Below are 24,111 nucleotides of genomic sequence, written 5' to 3' on the forward strand. Positions count from 1 at the left end.
TGACCACCGCCCCGCCGACCGCGATTCCGGGGATTCATCTCAGCAGGTCACGGCAGACGCGGTACCCGGCCACGGCCTGCGGATCGACGAGCAGGCCCAGACCGACGAGCCTGTCCCTGATCTCGGCGACCTCCACACTCCCCGCCACCTCCCGCTTGACGTGCACGGCCGGCCGACCGACCCGCCGCTCGGCCAGGATCGCGAGCACCCGCCGCTCCACCGGGTATCCCGCGGAGACGGCAGTCCGGACGTGGTGCAGCTTGCCTCCTCTCGAGACCCGAATCTCGCCCTCCCTGGAAACCGTCGTGACCAGCCCGCCCGCGCCCGCGGGCAGCCCGAACCGGTCACAGAACCAGGTCAGCACCCTGTGTTTCATGGCGACCGGCGCGGGCGCCACCTGGGCCACGCCGGTGAAGCGGTTGGCGGCCTGGGCCAGCAGTCCGGCCAGCGCCGCGGTGACCAGCCCGCCCGCCGCCGTCGCCGGGCGGCCGCCGCAACGTGGTGGCCAGCGGCGAGACGATCCGCTCGATCGCCCCGTTGACGGCAGCGAAGGTGAACGTGCCAGGAAGGCCGGCTGCAAGCGGCAGCCCAGGGACTTCGCCAGGGCCGGCGCGAGCTTCGAGACCTGCCGGCTCGCGGCCGCCCGTTCCGGTATCGACATCGTCGGCGCGAAGTTCGACCAGGACAACTACCGCAAGGATCCCGTGGAGTGGCGCCGTTAATACCCACACCCCTGACGAGCGGCCAGGAGCCACCGACTTCCACACGGGCACGCAACGAGTCCGGCACCAAGATGGTGGTGGCACGCACATCGTCGCCCCCGACCAGGGGCGGCCGCGTTGGCGGGTAGCCGAAGAAAGCCTCAGTTTTCAGACCCCGTGGGATGCATCCGGTCCCAGAGGGGATGGCTCGGCCAAGCCGGGACGGTCGACGACCCCCTGGGCACGCGCCGCTCAGCAGCCGCTTGTGATCGCGGTCAAGGTGCGTGCGGCTCCGATGGAGTACTTCTTCTTGCCCTTCGTCCCGCCGTTGGTGGTCAGGCACAACGTGTAGTTGGGGCCGATGGAGTTCTTGATGTGCAACTTCGCCCCCACCTTGTGCGAGCAGTGGTTGTTGAAGTACACCGTGACGGATGTGCGGCCATCACCCCACGAGTAGTTGGCCTTCGCACCCTTGGGACGGCTGCAGCTGATGCTGGCCCGATGAACCGGTGCCGATGCCTGGTTCGACGTCGCCGCCTGCGCGGTTCCGGTCGACAGCGTCGTGAGCGTGCTCGCCGTCACCGCGGCGACTACCAGCAGCCGAAGGTTCCTCGGCATGTTTCTCCTTCTTTGAACGATGTTGTGCGCGCCGCTGGAGTGCGTCTTGTCAGACGGGGCTCGTCGTGACCTGCGCGACCGAGACCTCAGGCGCTCGTCTTGCTGAACGAGAACCGATCGTGCCCGTGGCCGGTCATGCGCACCATCGGCACCGCGTGTCCCCTGGGCGCGTGATGACAGTCTGCCCAGGAGAGGTTGTCACTTCAGGTGCGTAAAGATCCTTTCTGGGTGATAGGGAGCCATCTTTACCTGATGCGGCCTGGATAGGCGATGTCGAGATCGATGAGTGCTTCGCGCCGGCCGATGGTGCGTTGCCCTTCGATGAGGCGGGCGGTGCTGGGCGAGTTTTTGATCTTGCCGGCTTGCTCTTTGTGTGCGGCGCGTTCACATGCCGCTGAACTGCGTGCATGGACTTTCCGGCGGCGCGCAGTCCGGCGGCGTAGAACGCGGCCTTGAGGTAGTCGACAAGTCCTGCGGTGTCGTGTCAGGTGATCCACAGCGTGACGGTGGTGCAGCTCGCCGGGATGTTCATGGCTGGAGGTTATTTGGCAAATAGCTCAGATCTCGTCCCACATACACACGTACGCCGAGACGGTTCGTCGTGCCGGGTCGGCAGCGACGAACCGTCAACGTCATCAATCATCGAGAATCATCCGTGACGAATTTCCTGGCGGTCGCGGCGCTGCGCGATCAGTCGATCCAAAGGTAGAGTGCGTAGGCCCGAACACCGCCGATGGTCACGAGATCGCACCGGTATTTCTGGCCGGAAGTCTTTCCCGCCGCGTTGCAGGCCCGTCCGCCCGCTGTGGTGCCGGGGAACAACGCATCGGGTTCGTTGGGCCAGTATCCCGGCTGTACCGGCCCGGAGTCCGGGGCCGCGGCGGCGTTGGCGGACGTTGCCAGCGCACCGACGCCCGTGGCCATTGTCAGAGCAAGGGCGAAGGCGCCGACAGCGCGTTTGATTGTGATCACACATCTCCAATATCTACATAAGTCCTGATGGACGATTCGAGATTCGAGCACAGCGAGTCAACGGCGGCCAAGGCATTCCCGAACCGTTTCTCGCCGTAACCAACAATAACCATCCCGCCAAGTGCGGTTTCAGTTCTATTTTCAGGCCAAAATTTAGTGGCCGCCGATAATTGTTTTAGGGCACGTGTCTGCGATTGACGGTCGGCGTTGTGGGGCTGTCGCGCGGCCGAAGCGCGACGGGAGAACGGCACGTACGACCTTGCGCCCTTCACGCGGAGAGCGCGATCCGCGACCCGGTTCCCCCGCAGCGTCATGCGACGGCCCGCTTCAACCACATCGGGGAGTATGAGCTCGAGGTGGTCGAAAGGTTTCGTCGCCTGGACGGCGCTGACATCCCGTCGGCCGTCCGGCAGCACCTGCGGGCGCGTCACACCAGCGTTGTGATCACCGAGCAGTCCTGCGCCTGTCCCCCGTCTGCCCTACGGGCCGGGGCCAGCCACGTCAGAGATCGGCCCGAATCGCTCCCCAGCCGCATCGTCAAGCCTTAACCGTAAGGAGGCAGGGTCATACGCGAGCAGAACATCAGTAGTAGCACTGGCCGGCACTGGCCACATCGGCGACCTTCACCCAGTAGCCGGAGGTGGTCTCCAGGCGGCCGTTCGACGCGGACCCCTGGTAGACACCAAGGGTTGCGCCCTTGGCCCAGGCGCCGCGGAAGCTGGAGCTCGTGGCGGACACGTAGCGCTGGGTCGCTCGCAAGGTCTTGTAAGGACAGATGACAGCAGCGGCCGCGGCCTCAGCCGTGGTGGTGGTGGTGGTGGCGGCGCCGGCTGCGGGGGCGATGGCCAGTGCAGCGCCGGAGACCAGGACAAGCGCCGTGAGCGTCGTGGTGAGACGGGCCTTAGATATGATCATGTGGTTAAGGTATGCACTTCGCGACCAGGTGTCGCTGGCCGTGAGTCGCCAATCTGTTGACCCAGCATCCACTGACTTGTGCGGCGCGGACGTGGGCTGGCGGATTTCTTGGCCCTTGGCACTTTCCAAGGGGTTTCCGCAGTGGTCAATCCGGTTGCGGGGTGCACGTCGTGATGTGGGGTGGGCTGGTTTCGTGACGGCCGGGTGAGGTTGTGTCCACGGGAGTGGTGTACGAGTTTTGACTGGTCACAGGCGTGGCGTTGGGAAATGAAGACGGCCATCGAGTGATCCTTCGAGTAGCTAGATCAAGATCGAAGGAGAAGCAGACGATGGCCGCAGACACCAGTGTGCCGCCCACCCAGTGGCTGGCGAAGCAGATCGAGACCGACGACCCACCGCTGTTCTCCGTGCTGTCCGACGGCGCGCCCCCGGCCCTCCCGCGTGACCTCCCCGAATCCCAGGGCGGCGATGGAGGAGCACGCCCGTCAGACGCTCGGAGACGACTTCAAGCGCCTCCAACCCCACCAGCTCGAACGCCTGCTCGGCAACGGCGAGGTGTTCCTCAGCGCCGACGCGCCCGACGTGGCCGCCTCACTGCCCGCGCCCGGCACGCTCGCCTCCGCTCTAACGGACTCCGCCGTCCCCCTTCACGTGCTGGCCGGCCCGGGAGGCCCGGAGCACGCGCTGCGCCGTACCTCCCGCTGGATCGCCGACCAGGCCGCGACCACCGTAATCGACCTGCCCGGCGGTCACATGCCGTACGCCGTCCAACCGGAGGCGACGGCGCAGATCCTCCGCAACATCCTCCGACGGCCCGCAACAAAGGAGACCCACACATGATCCTCGTCACCGGCGCGACCGGCAACATCGGCCGCCATGTGGTCACCGGTCTGCTCAACCAGGGGGAACGCGTCCGCGCCCTGACCCTCGACTCTTCCGAAGAGGCGGCGCTGCCCAACGGCGTGGAGGTGGTCACCGGCGACATGGCCGACCCCCAGGTGCTGGCCACGGCGCTGCGGGACGTGCGCCGGGTGTTCCTGTTCCCTGTCTTCGACGTCTTCAGCCAGGTCCTGGCCGGGTGCGTCGCGGCCGACGTCGAGCAGGTGGTCCTGCTCTCCTCCGCCGTCGTGACCTTCCCGGAGCCGGGGTGGCTAGGCCGCGAGCAGGCCCGGTTGGAGACGGAGGTACGCGAGTCCGGCCTCGGCTGGGCCCGAGGATCGTTTCCGGTCACAGCACTGTCGTCCGCGAGAGCCTCCTGGTCCAGGCCTGGGCGCGAAAGCCTCCCAGCCCAGCATGACGCCCGTGCGCCGCCGTTGCGGCTGGGCGCCAAGACGCGGATGATCGGCGAACTGCGCGACGTCCTGGCCTCCAGGGCGGCAACAAAGCCCACGCCCGGCAGCGGTCACACCTCCTGAGCATGATCCTGTTCCCAGCGGAGGAAGCACGCGGCTCAGGGCCGACCACCAGCCCTGAGCGTCAAGCACCACCTCTCACGGACGGGCTGAAGGTCGCCGTGGGTCCATCCTGACGGATGGAACGCGACGAGATCGTTGATCGTCGTTATAGGTGTGGTCACGTATTCGATACTCTTATCGATCGTCTTTTTCGTCGGATGCCTGATCAGCCCGCGATGGTTGTGGTGGAACCTGAGCGCATGGGCATACCGCGACCCCGAGGCGAACGAGCCCAGCGAAAGCGCTTATGCGACCGGCCGTGCGCTTCTGCTCGTGTTGGCGATCGTCTGTCTCCTCGTGGCGGTCTCGCAGTGCTCGGCGGACAAGCGGGCAGCCGAACGGACGGATGCCCGGCCGGACATGCCGGTCCGTACGGATGACGAGATACGCAAGAAAGCGGACCCGTACCCCGAGGACTTGGTCGCCAAGGGGGTGGCGCGTGTCCTTTCCCTTGAGCCGGGAACCGGCCACGCATCCGGCTACATCATCGGCTACGACTACGCCGACCGGGCGGCCAGTGCGGTGACCATCCTCTATTACTTGTCGCCGTGCGGGCGTCTCCATAGCGCCTGGGCAGAAGAGAAGTCCCCATACGACTACAGAGTGAAGATCCGCCTGGTGGAGGAGACCAGAAACGGGCAGAAGTTCACGAAAAAATGCCGGGGAAAGGAATGGAAGAACCGCAGTTTCGTGGTGCAGTCCACGACGATCGCACTCACCAGGCCGCTCGACAATCGATGGGTTGTCCTTTACGACGGAGGCCGAGTCCACCCCAAATAGCGTTCCGTTCCGGCCAGGTTCGTGTCGGCCCGAGCGACGGCAGGACTGGGGTCTTGTACTGGTGAGCTCGCCTATTCAACTGTCGCGGATTGTGGGTGGGACGGAGCTCGATGGTGACTGTCCGTGCTCCCCGGTGGCAGAGCGGCTCCACGCTCCTCCGCCTTCGTTGAGGAGCCGGGCAGTGGTCTTGTCGTGGTAGCCGAGGGCGTCGGCGACGACAGGGGCGGGCATTTCTAGGAGTTGCTGCCGGATGGCGGCGCCGCGGGCGGCGGCCGCGGGGATGCCGATCTGGTTGAGGAGCTCGGATAGGTGGTCGGGGCGGCAGGGCTGATGTGCGCGGCGGCCGGGGAACAGCCACCGCGAGGCGCGGTTGGTGGCGGTGTTCATGTTGTCGCGAGCCGCGATGTATTCCAGCAGTAGGAATGCGACCGGCGCGGGGACGGGCGAGGGCGGTTCCCCAAGGTGCAGGAGCACGGCTTCGCCGTCGTGCACCAAGTCATCGATGGTGAGCCGGACGTCACCGCGCTGATGTTGTCGGTGCTCAAGGACACCAAGCGCCTGCCCGACGTCGAGGAGGTGCGGCGCAAGGTCCGCACCCGCTGTCGGCGTACGGGCGCAGGTGCAGACTCAGGTACAAGTAAATGCGCAGAGATGATCACTGCGACGGTCGTAACGCACGATGAAGAAGTATTTGAAGGCCAAGGGGCCGACCGAGCCGACGTCGGCAGATCGCTCAGTACGAGCCGGTGATCGATGCGCGGTTGCGGGCGGAGCTCTCGCTGAAGGCCGCTGCCTCCTCGATCAGCTGCTGCACCACTCAGGCGATTGTCGGCTTCATCCCTGACGACGCCACACGGTGCCGCGACGGTCGTGGCCCATGAACCGCTCGACACGCACCGCCAACTGCGAATCGCCCAACTCACGCTCGATCAGCCACAGCGCCAGATCAAAGCCCGATTTCCAGCCGCTGCCCGAGGAAACGATGTCCCCATCGTCGACAACCCTCGCATCGACGACCTCGGCCCACTTCGACAGCCGCTCGAAGTCGGTGGCGAACGTGGTCGCCGCCCGCCCCTCCAGCAGCCCGGCAGCACCAAGCATGAGAGTGCCGGAGCACACGGCGGCCAGCACGAGCCGCCGACCCGCCGCCTCCTTCGCCTCGCGCAGCCGCATGACCAGATCACCATCCATCATCTGCTCCAGCCACCCACCGGCCACGACCAGAACATCGGCCTCCTCCGGACGCCATTGGCGCAGCCCACCTATGCGGATCCCCTCAACGGCGGTCACCTCGCTCCGTCCATCGACCGTCACCATGGCCACTTCGATATCACCGCCAAGGCGCCGGGCGAGCGAGAACACCTTGAACGGCGCGATGGTGTCAATCTCGGACACCCCGTCGTACATGAGCACTTCGACACGCATCGTCCAAGTATGCCTGCCAGCCGATCTAGCCGGCCTTCGTACAGGAAGCGCTGACACTGGATTGGGTGCCAGCAACCTCAAGCTCTGTACGTTTACTCGTACTCACCTCTGCATATTCAGGAGTACGCCGACACCCGCCAAGACCTCAACCGCAATGTCACGGTCGAGGAGTGGTTGGCGGAGTTCCTCAAGCGCAAGCGCGCCATCGAGCCGACCACAAGGCGCTCCTATGAATCCCATGTCCGGCTCTACCTCACCCCCTACCTCGGCAACATCCGCCTGGACCAGCTACGGGTCTCCGACATCGCGGGCATGTTCGATGCTATCGAGGAGTTCAACGACACCGTCGCCACCGAACGCGCCAGCGGCGACCCTGCCCGCGTACTGGCGGTCCGCTACCGGCGACCGGTTGGTCCCACGAGCATGCATCGCATCCGCGCCACCCTCCGCCACGCCCTGAATATGGCGATCAGACAAGACCGGCTCCTGGACTTCAACCCCGCCTCCGTAGTCGAACTGCCAGCGATCGACCGGCCCAAGCCGGTCGTGTGGACCGAGGAGAAGGTGATGCAATGGCGTAAGGATCACGCCGCACATCTGAACCTGCTTCACCGAGCCGGTGAGAGTAGGCGGGCCGATCCGATCGCCGCCTACATCAGCGCGCCCCGGCCCTCGTCGGTGATGGTGTGGACGGCCGAGCAGACGAAGACGTTCCAAGCCCACGCCCGCAAGGATCGGCTGTTCGTCCTGTACCGACTCATTGCTACGCGCGGCCTGCGACGCGGTGAGAGCGTGGGTCTGCGCAAGGTGGACGTCAACTACGCCACCTGCAGGATCGGCATTCACTGGCAGATCACCCAACTCGGCTGGGACCCGATCCAGGACGTCCCGAAAACCGATGCCAGCGACCGCGAGATCGCCGTCGACGCCGAGACGTTGACCCTCCTGAAGGAGCACGACAAGTGCCAGAGACGGGAACGGCAGGCCGCGGGCGAGGACTGGGCCGAGTCCGGGTTCGTCTTCACCGACGAGATCGGCCGGCCCCTGCACCCGCAGCATGTGACCGACCGCTTCTGCGGGATCTGCTACCAAGCAGGGCTGCCGCCGATCCGGTTGCACGACCTGCGCCACGGAGCCGCTACGGCAATGCTCGCGGCCGGGGTGGACATCAAGATCGTGCAGGAGACGCTCGGGCACACCACTTCGGCGTTCACACGTGACACCTACACCAGCGTCTACCCCGAAGCCGCAGCGGCGGCAGCCGAGGCAACCGCCGCATTCCTGACCGGATCCCCCGTACCCGCGCCCCGGCCGGTACCTCCCGGACGGCGCACCCCGCGTCCCGGACAGGACGCGAAAGATGCGGCTGCCGGAGACACGGGCGGGACGGTGACCCTCCTTCCCACCAGCTGATTGGCCACCGGCGGAAAAATGGAAGAGGCAGGTCAGCTTGCACGCTGACCTGCCTCCTTCTTCTTCTCCTCTTACCCGCATCGGGAAGGAGGGGCCTTCAAGATGGGATGATCCATCCACCAGGGGGGTGACTCCCAGCGTGAGGTACTTCCCGAAGGCCCCACGGGGGTTCGGCAGCGGCACGCGCGAGGGAAGATGTGCTGCCACTGCCGGCCGTCTATGCGGAACTGCATCGTCGCCTCGGCTCTTGAACGACGAACCCCACACCTGGAAACTCATCTGATACCCCCGCGACATAGGCGCTCAGGAAGGGCTGAGCAGATCAGATGCTTCCGCGAACGCCGCGCAAGCCCGGTCTGGCCACGAAACGTTTTGTCCATCCGGAGCGCCGCACCAGGCACCTGCGCCTGCCGATAATTACATCCGCCCAGCTCATGACTCTGCGAGGGCTTCACGTGGCGTACGCGAGCTCCGGGCACCCGGGAGGCGGAAGCGTGTACGGCAGGATGATCCGCTGTGCTCCTTCGCCTGGCCTACCTCACCGTTACGAACGCCTTCGCCGCGCTTCGGCTGCTGCCCATGAGCGATCGGGACAAGGACGTGGAGATCCTCGTCCTGCGTCACCAGATCGCCGTCCTGGAACGCCAACTCGGCGCTGACACCAGAGTGAGATTCGCACCCGAAGACCGGGCCCTTCTCGCCGCTCTCCTGGCCTCGCTGCCCCGCGAGGTCATGCGCCGACTGCGGCTCCTCATCCGGCCCGACACCGTCCTGCGCTGGCACCGCGATCTGATGCGACGGCGCCATGCCCGTACCTGCCGGCCGAAGCGGCCCGGGCGCCCACCTACGGTTCGCTCCATCCGCGCCCTCATTCTGCGCCTGGTCCGGGAGAACCCCAGCTGGGGCTACCGGCGGGTTCACGGAGAGCTCACCACGCTCGGCATCAAGGTGGCACCGTCCACGGTATGGGAGATCCTCAAGCAGGAGGGGCTCGATCCGGCGCCCGAGCGGGCGTCCACCACCTGGGCCGACTTCCTGCGCTCGCAAGCCGACGCCCTACTGGCCTGCGATTTCCTCGAGACCATCACCCTGAACGGACAGCGCCAGTACATCCTGGCCGTCATCGAGCACGCCACCAGGCGCATCCAGGTGCTCGGCACCACCGCGCACCCGAGCGCCGACTGGGTCACGCAGGCGATCAAGAACCTGGTGATGGATCTGGACGATGCGGGCTACCGGGCGCGCCATCTGATCCGCGATCGGGATGGGAAGTTCCCCGCCCTGATGAACGAGATCCTCGCCGAAGCCGGCATCAAGACCGTGATCACCGGCATCCGCATGCCACGCATGAACTCGATCATGGAGCGGTGGGTGCAATCGTGCCGTCACGAGCTTCTCGACCGCTGCCTCGTCTGGAACGAACACCATCTTCGGCACGCCCTACGCGAGTACGAAGACTTCTACAACCAGCACCGAGCCCATCAAGCCCTGAACCAAGCAGCGCCGCTGCGTACCGTCCCCGATCCGATCACGGATCCAGAGCGAATCACCGACCTGAATGTACGCCGACGAGACCGGCTCGGCGGTGTCCTCCACGAGTACTCACATGCGGCTTGAACTGCATGGATGGAATTTTCGGCAGGCGCAGGGTTCGGGTGGACGACAAGGTCTGGGTTGTTATCGTGATCGGGCTGATCTCGATCATCGTGGTGCTGGACGCCGGTATCCTGCGGAGCATCGGCGGTGACCGGGTTCCCGCGGCGATCCAGCACGCCACGATTCCACGGCGTATGCGAACTTGAGCCCTATTGACTAAACGTCGGTACGCTTCAAACTTAAGATCACCAAGGCTGCTGGGTCTTGCGCTGTGGAAATCGCTTCTCTCCATACGTTCTCATATGCCTCTCCTTGTAGAGAAAAAGAAGCGTTGTCGGGCACTTCAACCGTCAGCAGATGGTTCGGCCATCTTTGGGATCTAAATTGTACCCACATGGAAGTTTGCTCTGTAACCTTCCAGCTCTTCGACTGCAGCGACGCAGCTGCAGCGGTTAAGACTTCATTTGGACCACGAGCTTGGAGGGCGAGGACCACGAACTCTGTCACAACCACCGAGTCCGACTCGGTGTACCGGCCCTCTGCCCGCGCCACCACGGTGCCGATCGCCGTCACCTCTTGAAGCGCCCCATTGTCCACTTCTAGCGGTTTCGCCGCCCAGAACCAACCGATAGCGCTGCCGATGAGTGCGTATAGGAGCCCTAGCACCACAAGGAGCAGCGCCATCGATAGAGCTAGCGATCTTCCACTGATACGCGACACTATTTCACGTCACTCCCCATCGGCGGACCTTTCTTGAATAGATCCTTGCAGGACGGAGCATTCGCACAGTCCAAGTATTCGTTTGCCGCGTCTCTCACCCAGCCATATATAGCTCTCTCCCGCTTCTGTCCTTCCGCAGTAAGAGATCCGCCACCGTTCTTATATCTCTGGTAGTCAGTCGGACTGACCCCGTAGGCTACAGCCGCCTCCCAGTCATTGATCTGGCGAGTCGACTTTTCATTGCCGTTTCTGAGCGGGCCGGCGGGAGCGGTGATGGTTTCCTTAAGGTGCCGCATGTATGCTGCTGCGAGACGTATCGCGAACGCGACATCGTGATTCAGTACGGCCCCGATCCCGCGGTTGCTAAGTTCATCTCCCATTCCATCGTAGTATTTGTTCATCATCTCTCTGGCCGTTTGGATCTGCATCTGACCAACGCCGAGGGACGTCCAATCTTTCCAGCCTTCTTTTTCGCCGACTGCGTCGCCAGGATACCCGCCAGTGGGCTCCCAGTGGGACATTTCGTAGATGAGCACGGCCGCCAGAGCGTCCTTATTGATCTTGTGTTCTTTGGCGGCGCGTCTGATCGCACCTTCCAATGCGACGAGCCTTTTGTACTTCCCGTATTGTTCAAATCTGGGATCGACCGAATTGCCAGCCGCATTGCCGGTGGTGGTGTAATAGCGATTAGATGCCTTCAAATTTCCGGAACGGGTCGGCTTCATGATCTTAAAACCGGCCAGGCGGCGATCGCTCGAATTGATCGCTGCGGCTCTTTCCATCGCTCCGATACTGTCCAGTCCACCCGCCTTAACCCAGTTGAAGGCAAGGTCATCGTTCGTTAGGGCTGGCGACCAGCTCTCCATGTACTCATTCCGTACCTTCTCATCGGCGAACCAGAAGTTGGGCTGATCGACCGGTCGACCATTGGGCATGACCCTCATGCCCAACCTGTCGATTTCGTCCTGTCCGAGCCAGAACTTCTTCTCATTCTCCAGCTCGATCATGCGAGCCCAGCTTGGGTCGACGGTGGCGCCAGCACAGCTGTAGATGTCGCACGCGACACCTCCACCGCCGATGTCTTCCCGTCCGCAGGAGCCGATGCATTGCCCGCCACTCGACGATCCTGAGCTGCTGTAGCTGCCCGCAGGGCCGGTGCCGGGCTGGTACCAGCGGGCGTGCATGTTGACCTTGCCGGTGTCCGGGTCGGTGTACTCGCCCTGGTAGCCGAGGCTCGTCTTGGTGCCGGTCTGGGCGGTGGTGGTGCCGACCGCCTTCTGAAAACGACAGTCTTATTGATCTTGGACTTCCTCTTAAGTTTCGGGACCGTTTTAGAGTCACTCAAGTCATTTGAGCAACTGCTCAGACGTCAACCGCTCAAGATCTGCAAACCTGCGGGGGGCTGCAGGTCGGCGCATGGATCAATGATTCGAGCTATGCAAGATGGACGGCCGCCGCGTCGACCGCGCATGGACTCGGCCGAAGGCGACTTGACCACTGCTTGGAACCCTTGCCGGCCGTCCCCAGGTCGAGGACGACGCCGAGGCCCTTGCGCCCGTCCCCGTCGGTGGCGTTCTCCTCGACCGTGATGTTCGGGATCTTCGCCAGGACCCGGTACATCGCCGCGGCCTTCCCCGGAGGGACCATCGGCCCGTACTTCAGGTACCACCCGATCGCCTCGAAGGCCCTGACGTCCTTCCCAGTCCCGGCGGGACAGCCGGGCTCGCAGATCGACAGCGGCGTCTGCTCGTTCGGGAGGTTGCGGCGACGAGCTCGGCCCGATCCAGGACCGGCGCCGCGGCCAGCAGCCGGACCACGGCCTGCTGATTCACCTGTTCCCTCAGCTGGGTCGCGGCCACCACGGCGACGGCCAGCGCGGCCAGGGAGAGCTCCCAGCGCAGGCGCGGCGCGGGCCGGGCCGGCCGACGGCGGGGCGCGCAGGAGCTCTCCCGAATCTCGGCGAGCAGCCTGCCTTCCTCGGCCCGCACGTCTAGCCGTTCCGGGACCTCGTCCCGCAGTTTCCTGAGGAGTTCGAGCTCGCTATTCCTTCGTTCGTGGTCGGATCGATGTCACCGAGCGCCCGTCGGAGCTTGCTTCGAGCCCGGTTGACCCGCGAACGCACAGTTCCCACCGGAACGCCGAGCGCCTCCGCGGCTTGCTCGTACGTGAGGTCCGCCCACGTCACGAGCAGCAGCGGGTCCCGGTGCCCTCCCTGGGAAGCCCCGCCAGCACCGCAGCAGGCCTGCGCCGCGCACCGTCCGCCACCACACTCTCGTCCACCTGGTCGGTGAACGGTTCGGTCACCGAGTCCGCCCCCGTGCGGCTCAGCGCCCGGTACAGGGCGATCTCGCGGCGGCGGTGCCGCCCGATGAGGTTGGTGGCGATGCCGAACAGCCACGATCGCGCGTCGCCGCGGGTCAGGTCGTACGACTCCAGGTCCTGGAAGGCGACCGCGAAGGTCTCGGCGACGATGTCCTCGGCGGGGTCTGAGCCCAGCCGTCTGATGACGTAGCGCTTGAGCGCGGGCGCGTGGCGGGCGAACAGCGTGGCGAACCGTTCGGGCTCACGCCGGGACCGTGCGATCACCGTGGCGTCATCGGCTGTGTCCTGGTACAGGTCCGTGGCTGCGAGCGGAGGCGGTGCGTCCGTCCGGCCCTCTTGTCGCATCTCATGCCTCTCGGGGGTCTGTCATGACACCGGTAATTGCCGCCGGACGGTCCCGCGGTTCCCGTGATTTCGGTGGAAAGGCCAGTCTTCGCAGGGAACGGCGCGATCAAGGCCGAGTCGCTCACCGCTACGGAATGCCGTCGCGTACGCCCGCCCTTCCAACGTCTGGCGGGCCTGCGCGGCGCAGAACTCGTGGCGCGCACGTGATGCCGCAGTCGGGCCGGTGGACGCCCATCGCCTGCCAGGGCGAGTGGTCCACGCTCAGCATGCGGGCGGCGCGTTCGTGCTACTCGTACGAGCACGCGATCCAGGCGAGGACCTCGATGCACTCTATGAGGCCCACTGGTCGCCGATCGCGCTTCTGACCGACGCCGCCTCCTTCGTCATGGCCTCCGCCCGGTGCGGGCGTCCCTGGTGCCACGCGGTCAATCTTCGATGACGAGTTCGTGGCCGGACTTGCACTCGATGACCTTGGTGACGTCTTCAGAGGGGGACAAGGTGAGGGCGTGGTGTTCCGCAAGGATGATCACAGGGAGCTCAGTCCCCGCATGACCAGGTCGATGGCGTGACGCAAGGAAGCCACGGACTCCTCCTCCGACTGGCCCAGCCTGTGGCTGGCGAGCCCAGTCGCCTGGACGGCTCCCATCAGCGCGCCCACTGCGGCCGACGCGATGATCGGGTCGAGTTCGTCTGGGAAGGCTTTGACGAACGCGTCGGCGATCTTGCGTTGCAGGTTGAACATCACGTGCAGGGCCTTGGCCTGGACGGCCGGCACAGTCGCGATCAGCTGGGCGTACATGTCCTCCAGCTCGCGGTCGCCCACCGGAGGGCCGTCGGTCATATAGCGGTAAAAGACCCGTTCGTAGGTCTTGACCAGCAGGTCGGGCACGCGCTCGCCGGGCGCCCGACCCTCGACCACCTCCAGCGCCATCTCGTAGGACCGCTCGATGTCGGCGAAGACCACATCCTCCTTGCTGGGGAAGTAGTTGGAGAACGTCTTGACGGCCACGTCCGCCTCGGCGCTGATCTGAACGACGGTGGTCTGCTCATATCCCTGCTCCTTGAACAACCTGAAAGCGGTGTTGACCAGCAGCTCCCTGGTCTGGCGCTTCTTGCGCTCGCGCCGCGTCTCTTCCATGATGGCAATCTTACAAGACTAAGATAGTTACACTGATTGAAATTTTATGGAGGATGTAGTTATCTGGAAACACAGGAGGGTGAGCGCAGCGCGAAGCCGCCCTACACAAGGAGCGACATGTCCGATCCATCAGCCCTTTCCCGGCTCCTGCACCAGCACGCAGAGGGCTGTCCTTTCGACCCACCGCACGAGCTCCGGCAGCTACGCGATCAGGAGCCCGTCACCCCGATGACCTATCCCGACGGCCACGACGGCTGGCTGGTGACCAGCCACGCCCTGGTTCGCGAGGTGCTGGCTGACAACCGCTTCAGCCACCGGCACGAGCTCCTCCACTACCCGATGCCCGGGACGGAGGCCGCCGGGGAGCCCCGGCCGGCACAGCCCGGCGCCTTCACCGCGATGGACCCGCCCGAGCACACCCGCTACCGCCGCCTGCTCACCGGCCAGTTCACCGTCCGCCGGATGCGCCAGTGGACCAGCCGGGTCAAGAAGATCACCGCCGAGCACCTGGACGCGATGGAGCGGCTCGGCCCGCCGGTGGACCTGGTGGAGGCGTACTCGGGGCCCATCCCCGGCCTGGTGATCTGCGAACTGCTCGGCGTGCCGACAGGCGATCGAGCCGACTTCGTACGGACCATGTCCGTCGTGATGCGCCTGGACACCGCTCCGGATGGGCGAGTGGCCGCCATGGCCGAGATGCAGGACTACATGCGCGATCTGGTGCGGACCAAGCGGGCCGAGCCCTCCGACGACGTGCTCGGCGGCCTGGTCTCCGACAGCGACCTGAGCGACGACGAACTGGCCATCATCGGCAGCCTCCTGACGGGCGCGGGGTTCGACACCACCGCGAACATGATCGCCATCGGCGCGTACGCACTGCTGAGCCACCCCGACCAGCTCGACGTCCTGCGGGCCGAACCTGACCTCACCACCAACGCCGTCGAGGAGTTACTCCGATATCTGAGCGTCATCCCCGGCACGGTACGCGCCGCGCTTGAGGACGTCGAGATCGGCGGCCGGCTCATCAAGACAGGCCAGTCGGTGACCGTCTCGGTCCCGGCGGCTAACCGCGACCCGAAACGTTTCCCCGACCCCGACACGCTCGACCTGCGCAGGCCGACTGCGGGGCACGTCGCCTTCGGCCACGGCATCCACCAGTGTCTGGGCCAACAGCTCGCCCGGGTCGAGATGCAGGTTGCCATCCCCGCGTTGTTCGATCGGTTCCCGACGCTGCACCTGGCCGTCCCGCCCGAGGAGATCCCCATGCGCGACGACATGATCATCTACGGCGTACACAGCCTCCCCGTCACCTGGGACGAGCAACGAGGAGATCTGCCATGAAAGTGGTCGTCAACTAGGCCAGGTGCATCAGCGCCGGGCAGTACACGATCGCCGCGCCCGTGGCGTCGGACCAGCGAGAAGACGACGGCACCGTAGTCCTGCTCGATCCGATGCCCGGCCCCGGGCCAAAAGACGCGGTGTGCGCGGCCATGCCGGTATCCGGCAGAGCCATCAGCATTGTGGAGGAGCCCTGACCTCAGCTTGCTAGTCGTCGGCGCCTCGGCCACAGGCCCGGTCGTGGCGGGGAGCCACACCAGACCCTCACATCAGCATGGCGCCCGGTCGGACGACTTCCTGTCCTCCATTCAGCCGACACCACCACCGCAGCGGATCACGGTGTTCGGGGCCGATGCGGGCACGCACAACGTCGTGGGCGACAGGTGCCGACCGAGCGCGGCTACGCCTACGTGCTCGCCCGCGCCGCCGACGTACCCATGCGGCTGCACGGCCCCCAGCCGAACTGATGCCCTGCTTGTGACTTTCCCCGGGTCGACAACGTTCGCTTCCGCGCAGCCACCGGCCGATTCTCACGTCACCCCAGCGCCCGCAAGGGGCTGACGCGCCAACGATACATCTCGCACAAATATGCATCCGTTGCAACATCTTTGAAGGGTCCCGTCTGAGGGTCATGACAGCAACGCACCAAATGCCCTTGCTTACTCGCGTGGCGCCCGCGATCGGGCTGTTCTTCCTGGCGCCGCTGAACGCAGAAGCCCTCATGGGCAACTTTCCGATCGCCAGCCCCATCGGTGTCGTGGGACTCCTCGCCATACTTCCCCTGTACGGAGCCGGCGCCCTGTTCATCCGCGAACTGGTCCGGCGGACCGGGCGCGGCTGGCCGACCATGCTGGCGCTCGGGCTGGCGTACGGGATGTTCGAAGAGGCGTTCATCACCCAGACGCTCTGGAACGAGAACTGGGTCGACGTCCGCATCCTGGACTACGGCTACATGCCTGCCATGGGGACAGCGCTGCCATGGATACTGTTCATGGCAGGCGTGCACACCATCTGGAGCATCAGCGCCCCGATCGCGATCGTCGAGACGCTGGCCGGCACGCGCCGGACCACGCCATGGCTGAAGAAGCGCGGTTTCGTGATCGTCGGCGTGCTCTTCTTCGCCTATTCGGTGTTCGCCGCCGTCGGCAACGCCGTCAACGAGGGAGGCACGCTCGCCGGCCTGCCCCAGTTCATCGGGGCGGCCGTGGTGGTCGTCGGCCTGGTCGTGCTCGGCCTGCGTCTGCGTCGCAGCGCCCCTGCGGTCGAGGGTAGGGCGCCCAGCCCGTGGACGGTGTTCGCCTTCGCCCTGGCGGCCGGCGCGATCTTCGTCCTCCTCTACGCAGTCGACCCCACCGGCCTGTCGCCCTGGCTGGCGATCCCCGTCCCGGCGTGGGGCAGCGTGCTCATCTACCTGGCCCTGTTCGCCACGGTCGGCACCCTGGTCAGGCGCTGGTCGCACCGCTCCAACTGGTCGGACGCGCACCGGCTGGCGCTCGCGGCAGGAGCCATGCTCACCTACGCGTGGCACTCCTTTCCGTGGAAGCCGACCTTGACCGTGCCCATCAGCCAGACGGTGGACCTGACCAGCAACACGATCACAACGATCGGCGCCATCGTCCTGCTCGTGATCGCGGCACGCCGGGTCACCACATGACCAGCCGGAACCCGCAGCGGACCAGACCCACCCGATAGTCACCGCGGCTCACCAGAAGAGCCCGCCATAGGCGACCATGGCCTACTCCAGGCGAGGCCGGCCGCCGAGCTGCTGCAGCAAGTCCTGCCGAAACCGGGCCTGGGAAGTGCGCACCGCCGAACAAGATCACCAGGCCCTCCACCATTGTCGTGATCTTCATTGCTTGCATCCGGCAAATAACGGAGCATCTGCTCTAGAATCATGTATCTTTAGGGACGCCATTTCGACGGAGCTCGATACGACACGGCGGAACGCCGGAGAGGAGACATCATGACTGGTCTCGTCGATCGTCTACTGGCACGGGTCGCGCAAAAGGCGACCGTGGAGGCAGGCTGCAGCTACAGGTACTACTGCATCGGCAGCTACATGTATCAGGAGATGTGCTGCCTGGACCAGAAGTGCCAGGTGACCAAGGTCGGCAAGTGCATCTGAGGTAGTCGGGCTGGTGTCCGGCGGGCGGTGGCGGGCCACCGCCCGCCGATCGGTGGGGTGGGCGGATGGAGTACGTGCGGATCGGATGCGTTTGCCTGGTGGGCCTGGTCTTCGCGGTCACGGCGACGTCGAAACTGCGAGACTTTCAAGGGTTCGCCCGGTCGCTCCCCGGGCTTGCCCCTGTCTCCGGCAAGGCCGTCAGGCCGCTGGCCGCAGTGGTGGTGGCACTGGAGGCCCTGGTCTCGATCCTGGTCGCGGTGCCGACGGCTCGGCCGTACGGCCTAGCGCTCGCCTGCGGACTGCTCGTCACGTTCACTGCGGCGATCGCTTCCGCGTTGAGGAGAGGGCAGCGCGCCCCGTGCCGCTGCTTCGGCACGTCCCTCGCGCCCCTGAGCGCCCGTCACCTCGTCCGCAACAGCCTCCTGATCGCCGCCGCCACGCTTGCCGCGCTCTTGCCCGATGGCTCGCCGGTGCTCGCCGGGACGGCCATGGCACTGGGCGCAGGCTTGATCGGAGCGATTCTGATCGCTTCCTTCGACGATATCGTCGATCTCTTCGCTAGGAACACCTGATGCCCTTCTTGACTGCAGCGGTCGTGATCATCGGCCTGCTGTCCGTGTTCAACCTGCTGCTCACCGTCGCTCTCATCTGCCGGACGAGGCAGACGAACGAGAGTGCCGCCGCGACGGCCGGTCCCCCCATCGCGTTGCGGCCAGGCTCGCCTGTCGGTGAGTTCGCCGCCGAGTCCGTCGACGGGGAGGCGGTGTCGCACGACACGGTCACCGGTCTTGTCGGGTTCTTCTCCGCGGGATGCGTGCCCTGCCACAGGCTCCTGCCCCGCTTCGCCGAGCACGCCTGCGCCGTGGGACGGGAGAACGTGCTGGCGGTGGTCGCAGGGGATGACCCGGAAGCGGTCGCCGTGCTCAAGCCGGTGGCGCGCGTGATCGTGGAGGACTACGACGGCCCGGTGGCCGGTGCGTTCCAGAACACCTGGACCCCGGCGGTCTACCTGATCGGTTCCGATCACCGCGTCGTCGCCGCGGGTGGCCGTCTGGAGGACCTCTCCATCGCGTCGTCGGCATGATCGCTCGTGGGGCGATCCGGCGGAGCGGGATCCGTGAGCTGACCTCGGCCGCCGCGGCGGCCCTGTCACTGACCTGGCGGTCGGCGCCAGGAGGGGTCATCGGCCAGGTCATCATGACAGTCGCCGAGGCCGCGGCCCCCGTCGCCACCGCGTGGCTCACCAAATCCGTCCTCGACCGGCTGGCCACCCCGGACGGCGCGGTCGCCGGACTCGCGCTCGGGCTGGCCGCGGCGGGTCTGGCCGCCGCGGCGCTGCCGGGGATCGGCCGCTACCTGCGCGCGCAGACCGGCCGCCGGGCCGGGGTGGAGGCGACCGACAGGCTGTTCGCGGAGGCCGAGCGGCAGGTCGGTCTGCGGCGTTTCGAGGATCCGGTCTTCCTCGACCGCTTACGCCTGGCCCAGGAGGGGGCCGGGACCACCGGTGACCTCGTCAACGGCATCTGCGGCAGCCTGCACGGCATCCTGTCCCTGGCGGGATTCGTGGGCTCGCTGCTCATCCTCAGCCCTGCCATGACGGCGCTCGTGGTGCTGGCCGCCGTCCCCGTGCTCGTCGCCGAACTGCTGTTGTCGCGGCGACGGGCCGCCGTGCAGTGGGACATCGAGCCGATCCACCGGCGCGAGTTCTTCTACGGCCGGCTGCTCACCGACGTCCAGGCCGCCACGGAGATCCGGCTGTTCGGTATCGGCGCGTTCCTGCGTGCCCGGATGATGGCGGACCGGCGCGAGGCGAACGCCGCGGAAACCCGGATGGACCGCCGCGAACTGGTCGCCCAAGGCGGTCTTACCGCGCTGAGCGCGGTGGTCTCTGGTACCGGGCTGTGGTGGGCGATCACGGCCGCCCGCGGCGGATCGCTGAGCGTCGGCGACGTCGCCATGTTCGTCGCGGCCGTCGGCGGCGTGCAGGCCGGGCTGAACACGCTCATCTCCTCGGTCGCCTCCGCCCACCAGCGGCTGCTCACCTTCTCGCACTACGTCGCGGTGACCAGGGCCGAGCCGGACCTGCCGAGCGTCGACGAGGGCACGGCTCTCGCCCTGAGCCGGGGCATCCAGCTGCAGGACGTGTGGTTCCGCTACAGCGATGACCACCCCTGGGTGCTGAGCGGGGTCGATCTGACGGTTCCACAGGGCCGGTCGGTGGCCCTCGTCGGGCTGAACGGCGCGGGCAAGAGCACCCTCATCAAGCTGCTGTGCCGCATGTACGACCCGACGCGCGGCCGGATCCTGTGGGACGGTGTGGACCTGCGGGACATCCCTCCCGCCGCGCTCCGCGAGCGGATCAGCGCCGTGTTCCAGGACCACATGAACTACGACATGACCGCCGCCGAGAACATCGGACTCGGGGACCTACCCGCTCTGGGCGACCCTGCCCGCCTCAAGGAGGCGGCCGTCCGCGCCGGCGTGCACGAGACGCTCTCCGAGCTTCCGCGTGGGTACGACACCCTGCTCACGCGCATCTTCTTCTCCGAGGCCGACAAGGGCAACGCCGAGACGGGCGTGGTGCTGTCCGGCGGACAGTGGCAGCGTCTCGCGCTGGCCAGAGCCCTCGTCCGCGACGGCAGGGACCTGATGATCCTCGACGAGCCCAGCTCCGGCCTGGACCCGGAGGCCGAGCACGAGGTCCATACCCGTATCAGGGAGCATCGCGCCCGCCGTACGAGCCTGCTCATCTCCCACAGGCTCAGTGCCGTACGGGACGCCGATCTCATCGCTGTGCTGCACGACGGGCGGATCGCCGAGCAGGGACCGCACGAGGCACTGATGGAGGCGGACGGTCACTACGCCCGACTGTTCCGGCTCCAGGCCGCGGGATACCAGGAGGCGCGGTGAAGCGGGGCGCGCTGCTGCTCCCGGCGTGCGGTGCGCTGGCGCTGGGAGCCTCGCTGTGGTGGATCCGCCGGAACTATCTGGTCGCCGCCGTCGAGGGGCGGAGTATGGAGCCGTCCTTCCGCTCCGGCGACAGGCTACTCGTGCGCAGGGCCAGGCGGGTTCGCGCCGGCCAGGTCGTGGTCGTCCGGATTCCAGACCCTCCCGTGGTGTACGAGCCGCCACCGGGTCTTGAACTGGGCCTTGAACTGGTCCCCAAGGCGGAGGCGCCGAAGCGGGATCGTCCCGGCCGGCGACTGCTCATCAAGCGGGCGGTCGCGGTGGCCGGCGACCCCGTGCCGAGAGAACGCTTCCCGGCGCTGCGTGACGTCCCGGAGACCGTCGTGCCTCCGCGTACTCTCGTCGTGCTGAGCGACAATCAGGCCGCCGGCTGGGACTCTCGGGCCTTCGGCTTCGTCCGGGGCGACCAGTTGGTCGGCGTCATGGTGCGCCGCCTGACGCCACTGTGACCGCCGCCGAATGACAGCTGCCGGGCCGCTCCCCCACACCGCCGACGGCACCCTCGTGGAAAAGTATGGGACTCGTGCGCTCGGCCCGCCCAGCCCACTCCCCTGCGGTCCTGGGTGAAGCGAGGAGGCCGAGGAGTTCCTCCCGCCTAACAACAGCCGCTTACGCTCGGCGGACAGCTTGGCGTGGCGGGCCTGCAGGCGGGCGCCCACGTTCCGAACCCATTGGGTCGTCTTTGCGACCTCGCATCTCGACGCTTACTGGCGTTACCACCTCGCCCGACAACACGAACGTGTCTCCCGATGCCCTTCGCGTGGATCTCGGTCAGCGCCTCGGCGAGCCCCGCGGCCAGCCACCATCCGCCGATCGAGTCGACCGGACCGCACCTGCTGATCAACGTGTACAGCGAGGGTGCCTGGACGTAACGGGTGGCGATCCACGGGGGTTCGTCGTCTGCGCCAGCGTCCAGCAGCCCGGCTGTGTGGACGCCGCCCATGTCTCGGACGGCTTCAATCTCTCGGCGGAATCGGGCCAGCCAGGTCGAGGAGGAGGCGAGGCCCGATTTGAAGATCTTGACAGCCGTGCACTTCGCTCGCATAGCCCGCACCATTCAAGGACGCCGGAGTTCGCCGCGCTCGATGCCTCAGCTTGGATCCACGGCTTGATTTCCCACGGTCAGTTTGTTGGTCCAATTCCTCGATGAGGACCAATCTCGCAGGTAGAGGCCAGGTTCCGTGCCATGAGGGACCTGCCGTGCTCGGTCACGGCTTGTCCTGGGGACGGTCGGGAGGCAAAGGCGTGCGCCGGAGCGGCGCGGGTAACCGGGCGGGGTTGTCCAGCAGAGCGGTGATCTGGGCCTTTGAGATGGTCAGGCCTCGGGGGGCCGGTGACGGGCGGTGGGTCGGTGGAAGGCGTTGGTCCAGGCATGTTGCCAGGGCCAGTGCTGGACCAGGTGGAAGACCACGTGCCCGTGGCCGTGCCGGGCGATGCTGACGCGGCAGGCTTTCCAGCAGCGGCGAGGCGCTGTCGTGTCGTATCGGCGGACAGCGGTGTCGGTGCTGAGCTTCGTTCACGGCCTCGGCCGTCCCGCCCGTGCCGGTACCGGGCTGTCCGTCCCAGACGGCCACCAGCTGATCGACCGTTGACAGTACGGCCTCGTTGGCGGCCTCGTACGCCTGCCGGTTGGCGTGGTCGAAGTCCATGATACGGACGGTCTTCGCCGCCTCCATGAGCCGGTCGAACTGTTCGGCGTGATCCGGCTTCACCTTGGCCTGCCGGTAGTCCCGCGACGGCAGCACCACCTCCAGTGATCCGCCGACTGCGAGCACCGCGTCAGCGAACAGGCTGTCGGCCCCACGAGCAATGCAGGAGACGCCCACGAGTTCGCCGGTCAACAAGGCAAGGTGCGCGCGGAGCGCGTCGGAGACGAGGCGGGCCACCGCCGGCGTCAGGTTCATGTGGCCGGTCACGCCGATACGCATCATCGAGTCCTTCCCTGTGTGCCAGTTCCTGGCGTGCCAGCGTCTCGCGGATGTGCTGCTGAAGAGGAGCCACGATGGGATCTTTCCGGGTCTCAATCTCAAGATAGAACTCGCGGAGCCGCACCCTGAGCCTGTCGGACTGGACTTGCCCGGCGGTGTCGGCTGCGGCGTTTCCCACGGTCACGGCCTCGTCGAGGTCGCCGCTGATGAGGTGGGCGTAGGCGAGCCCAACCTGATCGAGTGCGAGGCTGCGCATGCTGGAACGTTGCCGGAGTGCCACCGCTTGTCGGATGTGGTCAAGGGCGTCGCCTGCGACCTCGGCGTTGCCCGTGGCGCGCTTGAAGGACTCGGGCCGGCCCATCTTGGCGTACGACCGCGCCTCTCGGGTGTGCAGCATCGCGCGGAGCCGAGGTGTCGCCGTGGACCTGACTCCGTCCAGGGCGAGCCGGATCAGCTCCAGCGCGTCCTGCGGTTGATCGAGGTACAACAGTTGCCGAGCCATGGACGCCAGGACGCTCGCGCCGAACGGCTTGTCTTCGCCGGGCGTGGACGCCTGCAGGGACATGACGTAGTACTTCTGCGCCGCGGTTTGCATGCCGCAGTCCCATGACATGGTGGCGGCGATCTTCGAGAGCTGCGCCATCACGTGGAACAGGCGCACGCTCACCTCGTGGGGGTGGCTGTCGCGCAGCAGGTCGGCCACTTCGTTGAGCTGCCCCATCACGGCCTTACGGGCAAGCCCGCCACCGTGCTGGTCGTCCCATGTGCGGAAGACGTTCGCCGCCTGCTCCAATTGGGCGACCTCGTCCAATCCGATCCGTCCGCTGTACTCCGACGGGGAGGGCACAAGGGGCGAGTGCGCGAGCACCCTCCAAGAACGGGGCCCGAGCAGGACGGAGCCGACACTTCGGAGACGAGTAAGACGAGCTCACGAAAGGAAAGCGCACCCCTGCCCGGTATGCCCGCTGCACCTTCCGGTTTGGCGTTCTATCGAACGTCCTACGGGTCTGACCTGACGAACGGGGCCACGCGTGGTTCCGGAACGCCCGGCCGCGTGCCGGGACCGTGCCGAAGAGCATCCAGCGAGCAACCACGGGAGCACCTCAACGCGGCCGGAGTACCGCGAAAACCGAGAAACCCCAGCTCAGTGCCCTGAGCTGGGGTTTGATGCGGTGCGCCGCCAGGGACTCGAACCCCGGACCCGCTGATTAAGAGTCAGCTGCTCTGACCAACTGAGCTAGCGGCGCTTGCAGAGAGGAATATACCGGTGATCCGCATCCTGGTCGAATCGGTAACAGGCGGGGCCTGTCGGGCAGTCAAGGCTAGAATAAAGTTCGGCCCCCGGCTCCGGCAG

At 66.3% G+C, this 24,111-nt stretch carries 31 protein-coding genes, 1 tRNA gene and 1 pseudogene; 16 read left to right on the plus strand and 17 right to left on the minus strand.

Annotated elements, in window-relative coordinates; translation table 11 throughout:
- Positions 1-34: 34 nt before the first annotated feature.
- The gene (locus H4W80_RS25675; RefSeq protein ID WP_192787438.1) at positions 35-376 is read right to left on the minus strand and encodes a DUF2207 domain-containing protein; all 342 of its coding nucleotides are present in this window, start codon (positions 374-376) and stop codon (positions 35-37) included.
- On the opposite strand from H4W80_RS25675, the gene H4W80_RS25680 reads away from it, so the two are divergent.
- Positions 375-722: a hypothetical protein gene (locus H4W80_RS25680; RefSeq protein WP_192787439.1), complete on the plus strand. Its 348-nt coding sequence runs from the start codon at positions 375-377 to the stop codon at positions 720-722. The genes H4W80_RS25675 and H4W80_RS25680 overlap by 2 nt on opposite strands.
- A 231-nt stretch (positions 723-953) precedes the next feature.
- Here H4W80_RS25680 and H4W80_RS25685 read toward each other — a convergent pair whose 3' ends face one another.
- The 5 genes and pseudogenes from H4W80_RS25685 to H4W80_RS25700 form a co-directional block, all read right to left on the minus strand.
- Positions 954-1,319 carry a hypothetical protein gene (locus H4W80_RS25685; RefSeq protein WP_192787440.1) on the minus strand — a complete coding sequence of 122 codons (366 nt, stop codon included), beginning with the start codon at positions 1,317-1,319 and terminating at the stop codon, positions 954-956.
- 245 nt (positions 1,320-1,564) lie between these two features.
- Positions 1,565-1,711, minus strand: a pseudogene (locus tag H4W80_RS64645) (IS256 family transposase); the annotation flags it as partial.
- Positions 1,712-2,009: 298 nt separating this feature from the next.
- Positions 2,010-2,291 (minus strand): hypothetical protein, encoded by a 282-nt coding sequence (locus tag H4W80_RS25690; RefSeq protein WP_192787441.1) that lies wholly within the window; start codon positions 2,289-2,291, stop codon positions 2,010-2,012.
- On the minus strand, positions 2,288-2,722 hold the full coding sequence (locus tag H4W80_RS25695) for a hypothetical protein (protein ID WP_192787442.1): 435 nt from the start codon (positions 2,720-2,722) through the stop codon (positions 2,288-2,290). Before H4W80_RS25695 ends, H4W80_RS25690 begins: the two co-directional genes overlap by 4 nt.
- Positions 2,723-2,873: 151 nt before the next feature.
- Complete coding sequence (locus H4W80_RS25700; protein WP_192787443.1) at positions 2,874-3,206, minus strand: hypothetical protein; 333 nt, start codon at positions 3,204-3,206, stop codon at positions 2,874-2,876.
- Between the two features lie 441 nt (positions 3,207-3,647).
- Between H4W80_RS25700 and H4W80_RS25705 the strand changes: the two genes are divergently transcribed.
- From H4W80_RS25705 to H4W80_RS25715, 3 genes are all read left to right on the plus strand, one after another.
- Complete coding sequence (locus H4W80_RS25705) at positions 3,648-4,046, plus strand: hypothetical protein (protein WP_192787444.1); 399 nt, start codon at positions 3,648-3,650, stop codon at positions 4,044-4,046.
- A complete protein-coding gene (locus H4W80_RS25710; protein WP_192787445.1) occupies positions 4,043-4,621 on the plus strand; it encodes an SDR family oxidoreductase in 579 nt (192 codons plus the stop codon). Before H4W80_RS25705 ends, H4W80_RS25710 begins: the two co-directional genes overlap by 4 nt.
- A 153-nt stretch (positions 4,622-4,774) precedes the next feature.
- Entirely contained in the window at positions 4,775-5,440 is a 666-nt protein-coding gene (locus H4W80_RS25715) for a DUF6199 family natural product biosynthesis protein (protein ID WP_192787446.1), read from the plus strand.
- Positions 5,441-5,515: 75 nt separating this feature from the next.
- Here H4W80_RS25715 and H4W80_RS25720 read toward each other — a convergent pair whose 3' ends face one another.
- Entirely contained in the window at positions 5,516-5,935 is a 420-nt protein-coding gene (locus H4W80_RS25720) for a hypothetical protein (RefSeq protein WP_225963660.1), read from the minus strand.
- On the opposite strand from H4W80_RS25720, the gene H4W80_RS25725 reads away from it, so the two are divergent.
- Entirely contained in the window at positions 5,927-6,190 is a 264-nt protein-coding gene (locus tag H4W80_RS25725) for a hypothetical protein (protein ID WP_192787447.1), read from the plus strand. The two genes, H4W80_RS25720 and H4W80_RS25725, sit on opposite strands and share 9 nt — an antisense overlap.
- 84 nt (positions 6,191-6,274) lie before the next feature.
- Here H4W80_RS25725 and H4W80_RS25730 read toward each other — a convergent pair whose 3' ends face one another.
- Positions 6,275-6,865 (minus strand): DJ-1/PfpI family protein, encoded by a 591-nt coding sequence (locus H4W80_RS25730; RefSeq protein ID WP_192787448.1) that lies wholly within the window; start codon positions 6,863-6,865, stop codon positions 6,275-6,277.
- 114 nt (positions 6,866-6,979) lie between these two features.
- Here H4W80_RS25730 and H4W80_RS25735 point away from each other — a divergent pair, with 114 nt between their 5' ends.
- The 3 genes from H4W80_RS25735 (at position 6,980) to H4W80_RS25745 (ending at position 10,080) form a co-directional block, all read left to right on the plus strand.
- Positions 6,980-8,278, plus strand: coding sequence for a site-specific integrase (locus tag H4W80_RS25735; protein ID WP_318787625.1), 1,299 nt, complete (start codon positions 6,980-6,982; stop codon positions 8,276-8,278).
- A 516-nt stretch (positions 8,279-8,794) separates the two neighbouring features.
- Positions 8,795-9,895 (plus strand): integrase core domain-containing protein, encoded by a 1,101-nt coding sequence (locus tag H4W80_RS63775; protein ID WP_192787450.1) that lies wholly within the window; start codon positions 8,795-8,797, stop codon positions 9,893-9,895.
- Positions 9,896-9,933: 38 nt separating this feature from the next.
- On the plus strand, positions 9,934-10,080 hold the full coding sequence (locus tag H4W80_RS25745) for a hypothetical protein (protein WP_192787451.1): 147 nt from the start codon (positions 9,934-9,936) through the stop codon (positions 10,078-10,080).
- A gap of 10 nt (positions 10,081-10,090) precedes the next feature.
- On the opposite strand, the gene H4W80_RS25750 is transcribed toward H4W80_RS25745, so the two are convergent.
- The 6 genes from H4W80_RS25750 to H4W80_RS25770 form a co-directional block, all read right to left on the minus strand.
- The gene (locus H4W80_RS25750; RefSeq protein WP_192787452.1) at positions 10,091-10,558 is read right to left on the minus strand and encodes a hypothetical protein; all 468 of its coding nucleotides are present in this window, start codon (positions 10,556-10,558) and stop codon (positions 10,091-10,093) included.
- Positions 10,559-10,593: 35 nt separating this feature from the next.
- Positions 10,594-11,601, minus strand: a complete 1,008-nt coding sequence (locus H4W80_RS25755) for a hypothetical protein (protein ID WP_192787453.1) — start codon at positions 11,599-11,601, stop codon at positions 10,594-10,596.
- A 427-nt stretch (positions 11,602-12,028) separates the two neighbouring features.
- Positions 12,029-12,241 carry a hypothetical protein gene (locus tag H4W80_RS25760; protein ID WP_192787454.1) on the minus strand — a complete coding sequence of 71 codons (213 nt, stop codon included), beginning with the start codon at positions 12,239-12,241 and terminating at the stop codon, positions 12,029-12,031.
- A 343-nt stretch (positions 12,242-12,584) separates the two neighbouring features.
- Positions 12,585-12,779, minus strand: a complete 195-nt coding sequence (locus tag H4W80_RS63780) for a sigma factor-like helix-turn-helix DNA-binding protein (RefSeq protein WP_318787055.1) — start codon at positions 12,777-12,779, stop codon at positions 12,585-12,587.
- Positions 12,776-13,180, minus strand: a complete 405-nt coding sequence (locus tag H4W80_RS63785) for an RNA polymerase sigma factor (RefSeq protein WP_318787056.1) — start codon at positions 13,178-13,180, stop codon at positions 12,776-12,778. Before H4W80_RS63785 ends, H4W80_RS63780 begins: the two co-directional genes overlap by 4 nt.
- A gap of 607 nt (positions 13,181-13,787) precedes the next feature.
- Positions 13,788-14,399 carry a TetR/AcrR family transcriptional regulator gene (locus tag H4W80_RS25770; RefSeq protein WP_192787455.1) on the minus strand — a complete coding sequence of 204 codons (612 nt, stop codon included), beginning with the start codon at positions 14,397-14,399 and terminating at the stop codon, positions 13,788-13,790.
- Positions 14,400-14,516: 117 nt separating this feature from the next.
- On the opposite strand from H4W80_RS25770, the gene H4W80_RS25775 reads away from it, so the two are divergent.
- The 8 genes from H4W80_RS25775 to H4W80_RS62855 all read left to right on the plus strand — a co-directional run bounded on the left by H4W80_RS25775 (position 14,517) and on the right by H4W80_RS62855 (position 21,701).
- Positions 14,517-15,740, plus strand: coding sequence for a cytochrome P450 (locus H4W80_RS25775; protein WP_192787456.1), 1,224 nt, complete (start codon positions 14,517-14,519; stop codon positions 15,738-15,740).
- A gap of 646 nt (positions 15,741-16,386) precedes the next feature.
- On the plus strand, positions 16,387-17,391 hold the full coding sequence (locus H4W80_RS25785) for a hypothetical protein (protein ID WP_225963661.1): 1,005 nt from the start codon (positions 16,387-16,389) through the stop codon (positions 17,389-17,391).
- A 309-nt stretch (positions 17,392-17,700) separates the two neighbouring features.
- A complete protein-coding gene (locus H4W80_RS25790) occupies positions 17,701-17,862 on the plus strand; it encodes a hypothetical protein (protein WP_192787459.1) in 162 nt (53 codons plus the stop codon).
- 65 nt (positions 17,863-17,927) lie between these two features.
- Positions 17,928-18,434: a MauE/DoxX family redox-associated membrane protein gene (locus tag H4W80_RS25795; RefSeq protein ID WP_192787460.1), complete on the plus strand. Its 507-nt coding sequence runs from the start codon at positions 17,928-17,930 to the stop codon at positions 18,432-18,434.
- Entirely contained in the window at positions 18,434-18,946 is a 513-nt protein-coding gene (locus H4W80_RS25800; RefSeq protein ID WP_192787461.1) for a TlpA family protein disulfide reductase, read from the plus strand. The genes H4W80_RS25795 and H4W80_RS25800 overlap by 1 nt, the downstream gene beginning before the upstream one ends.
- A complete protein-coding gene (locus tag H4W80_RS25805) occupies positions 18,943-20,772 on the plus strand; it encodes an ABC transporter ATP-binding protein (RefSeq protein WP_192787462.1) in 1,830 nt (609 codons plus the stop codon). Before H4W80_RS25800 ends, H4W80_RS25805 begins: the two co-directional genes overlap by 4 nt.
- Positions 20,769-21,278 (plus strand): S26 family signal peptidase, encoded by a 510-nt coding sequence (locus H4W80_RS25810; protein WP_318787057.1) that lies wholly within the window; start codon positions 20,769-20,771, stop codon positions 21,276-21,278. The genes H4W80_RS25805 and H4W80_RS25810 overlap by 4 nt, the downstream gene beginning before the upstream one ends.
- A gap of 300 nt (positions 21,279-21,578) precedes the next feature.
- Complete coding sequence (locus tag H4W80_RS62855; protein WP_264086002.1) at positions 21,579-21,701, plus strand: hypothetical protein; 123 nt, start codon at positions 21,579-21,581, stop codon at positions 21,699-21,701.
- A 336-nt stretch (positions 21,702-22,037) separates the two neighbouring features.
- Here the strand turns inward: H4W80_RS62855 and H4W80_RS61075 are convergent, their stop codons facing one another.
- The 3 genes from H4W80_RS61075 to H4W80_RS25825 form a co-directional block, all read right to left on the minus strand.
- On the minus strand, positions 22,038-22,670 hold the full coding sequence (locus H4W80_RS61075) for a hypothetical protein (protein WP_225963662.1): 633 nt from the start codon (positions 22,668-22,670) through the stop codon (positions 22,038-22,040).
- Positions 22,609-23,568 carry an NsdA family TPR-like regulatory protein gene (locus H4W80_RS25820; RefSeq protein ID WP_225963663.1) on the minus strand — a complete coding sequence of 320 codons (960 nt, stop codon included), beginning with the start codon at positions 23,566-23,568 and terminating at the stop codon, positions 22,609-22,611. The genes H4W80_RS61075 and H4W80_RS25820 overlap by 62 nt, the downstream gene beginning before the upstream one ends.
- A gap of 362 nt (positions 23,569-23,930) precedes the next feature.
- Positions 23,931-24,004: transfer RNA gene (locus tag H4W80_RS25825), tRNA-Lys, on the minus strand.
- Between the last annotated feature and the right edge of the window lie 107 nt (positions 24,005-24,111).

It is taken from the genome of Nonomuraea angiospora (genome assembly GCF_014873145.1).
Lineage (GTDB): Bacteria > Actinomycetota > Actinomycetes > Streptosporangiales > Streptosporangiaceae > Nonomuraea > Nonomuraea angiospora.

What these genes read in the sequence shown, in the direction of transcription:
- H4W80_RS25675 (WP_192787438.1), bottom strand. Translation starts at nt 376, where the DNA reads ATGAAACACAGGGTGCTGACCTGGTTCTGTGACCGGTTCGGGCTGCCC.
- H4W80_RS25750 (WP_192787452.1), bottom strand. Translation starts at nt 10,558, where the DNA reads ATGGCGCTGCTCCTTGTGGTGCTAGGGCTCCTATACGCACTCATCGGC.
- H4W80_RS25800 (WP_192787461.1), top strand. Translation starts at nt 18,434, where the DNA reads ATGCCCTTCTTGACTGCAGCGGTCGTGATCATCGGCCTGCTGTCCGTG.
- H4W80_RS62855 (WP_264086002.1), top strand. Translation starts at nt 21,579, where the DNA reads ATGCCCTTCGCGTGGATCTCGGTCAGCGCCTCGGCGAGCCCCGCGGCC.
- H4W80_RS25710 (WP_192787445.1), top strand. Translation starts at nt 4,043, where the DNA reads ATGATCCTCGTCACCGGCGCGACCGGCAACATCGGCCGCCATGTGGTC.
- H4W80_RS25685 (WP_192787440.1), bottom strand. Translation starts at nt 1,319, where the DNA reads ATGCCGAGGAACCTTCGGCTGCTGGTAGTCGCCGCGGTGACGGCGAGC.
- H4W80_RS25805 (WP_192787462.1), top strand. Translation starts at nt 18,943, where the DNA reads ATGATCGCTCGTGGGGCGATCCGGCGGAGCGGGATCCGTGAGCTGACC.
- H4W80_RS25795 (WP_192787460.1), top strand. Translation starts at nt 17,928, where the DNA reads ATGGAGTACGTGCGGATCGGATGCGTTTGCCTGGTGGGCCTGGTCTTC.
- H4W80_RS25775 (WP_192787456.1), top strand. Translation starts at nt 14,517, where the DNA reads ATGTCCGATCCATCAGCCCTTTCCCGGCTCCTGCACCAGCACGCAGAG.
- H4W80_RS25755 (WP_192787453.1), bottom strand. Translation starts at nt 11,601, where the DNA reads ATGATCGAGCTGGAGAATGAGAAGAAGTTCTGGCTCGGACAGGACGAA.
- H4W80_RS25760 (WP_192787454.1), bottom strand. Translation starts at nt 12,241, where the DNA reads ATGGTCCCTCCGGGGAAGGCCGCGGCGATGTACCGGGTCCTGGCGAAG.
- H4W80_RS25770 (WP_192787455.1), bottom strand. Translation starts at nt 14,399, where the DNA reads ATGGAAGAGACGCGGCGCGAGCGCAAGAAGCGCCAGACCAGGGAGCTG.
- H4W80_RS25785 (WP_225963661.1), top strand. Translation starts at nt 16,387, where the DNA reads ATGCCCTTGCTTACTCGCGTGGCGCCCGCGATCGGGCTGTTCTTCCTG.
- H4W80_RS25680 (WP_192787439.1), top strand. Translation starts at nt 375, where the DNA reads ATGGCGACCGGCGCGGGCGCCACCTGGGCCACGCCGGTGAAGCGGTTG.
- H4W80_RS25700 (WP_192787443.1), bottom strand. Translation starts at nt 3,206, where the DNA reads ATGATCATATCTAAGGCCCGTCTCACCACGACGCTCACGGCGCTTGTC.
- H4W80_RS25730 (WP_192787448.1), bottom strand. Translation starts at nt 6,865, where the DNA reads ATGCGTGTCGAAGTGCTCATGTACGACGGGGTGTCCGAGATTGACACC.
- H4W80_RS25790 (WP_192787459.1), top strand. Translation starts at nt 17,701, where the DNA reads ATGACTGGTCTCGTCGATCGTCTACTGGCACGGGTCGCGCAAAAGGCG.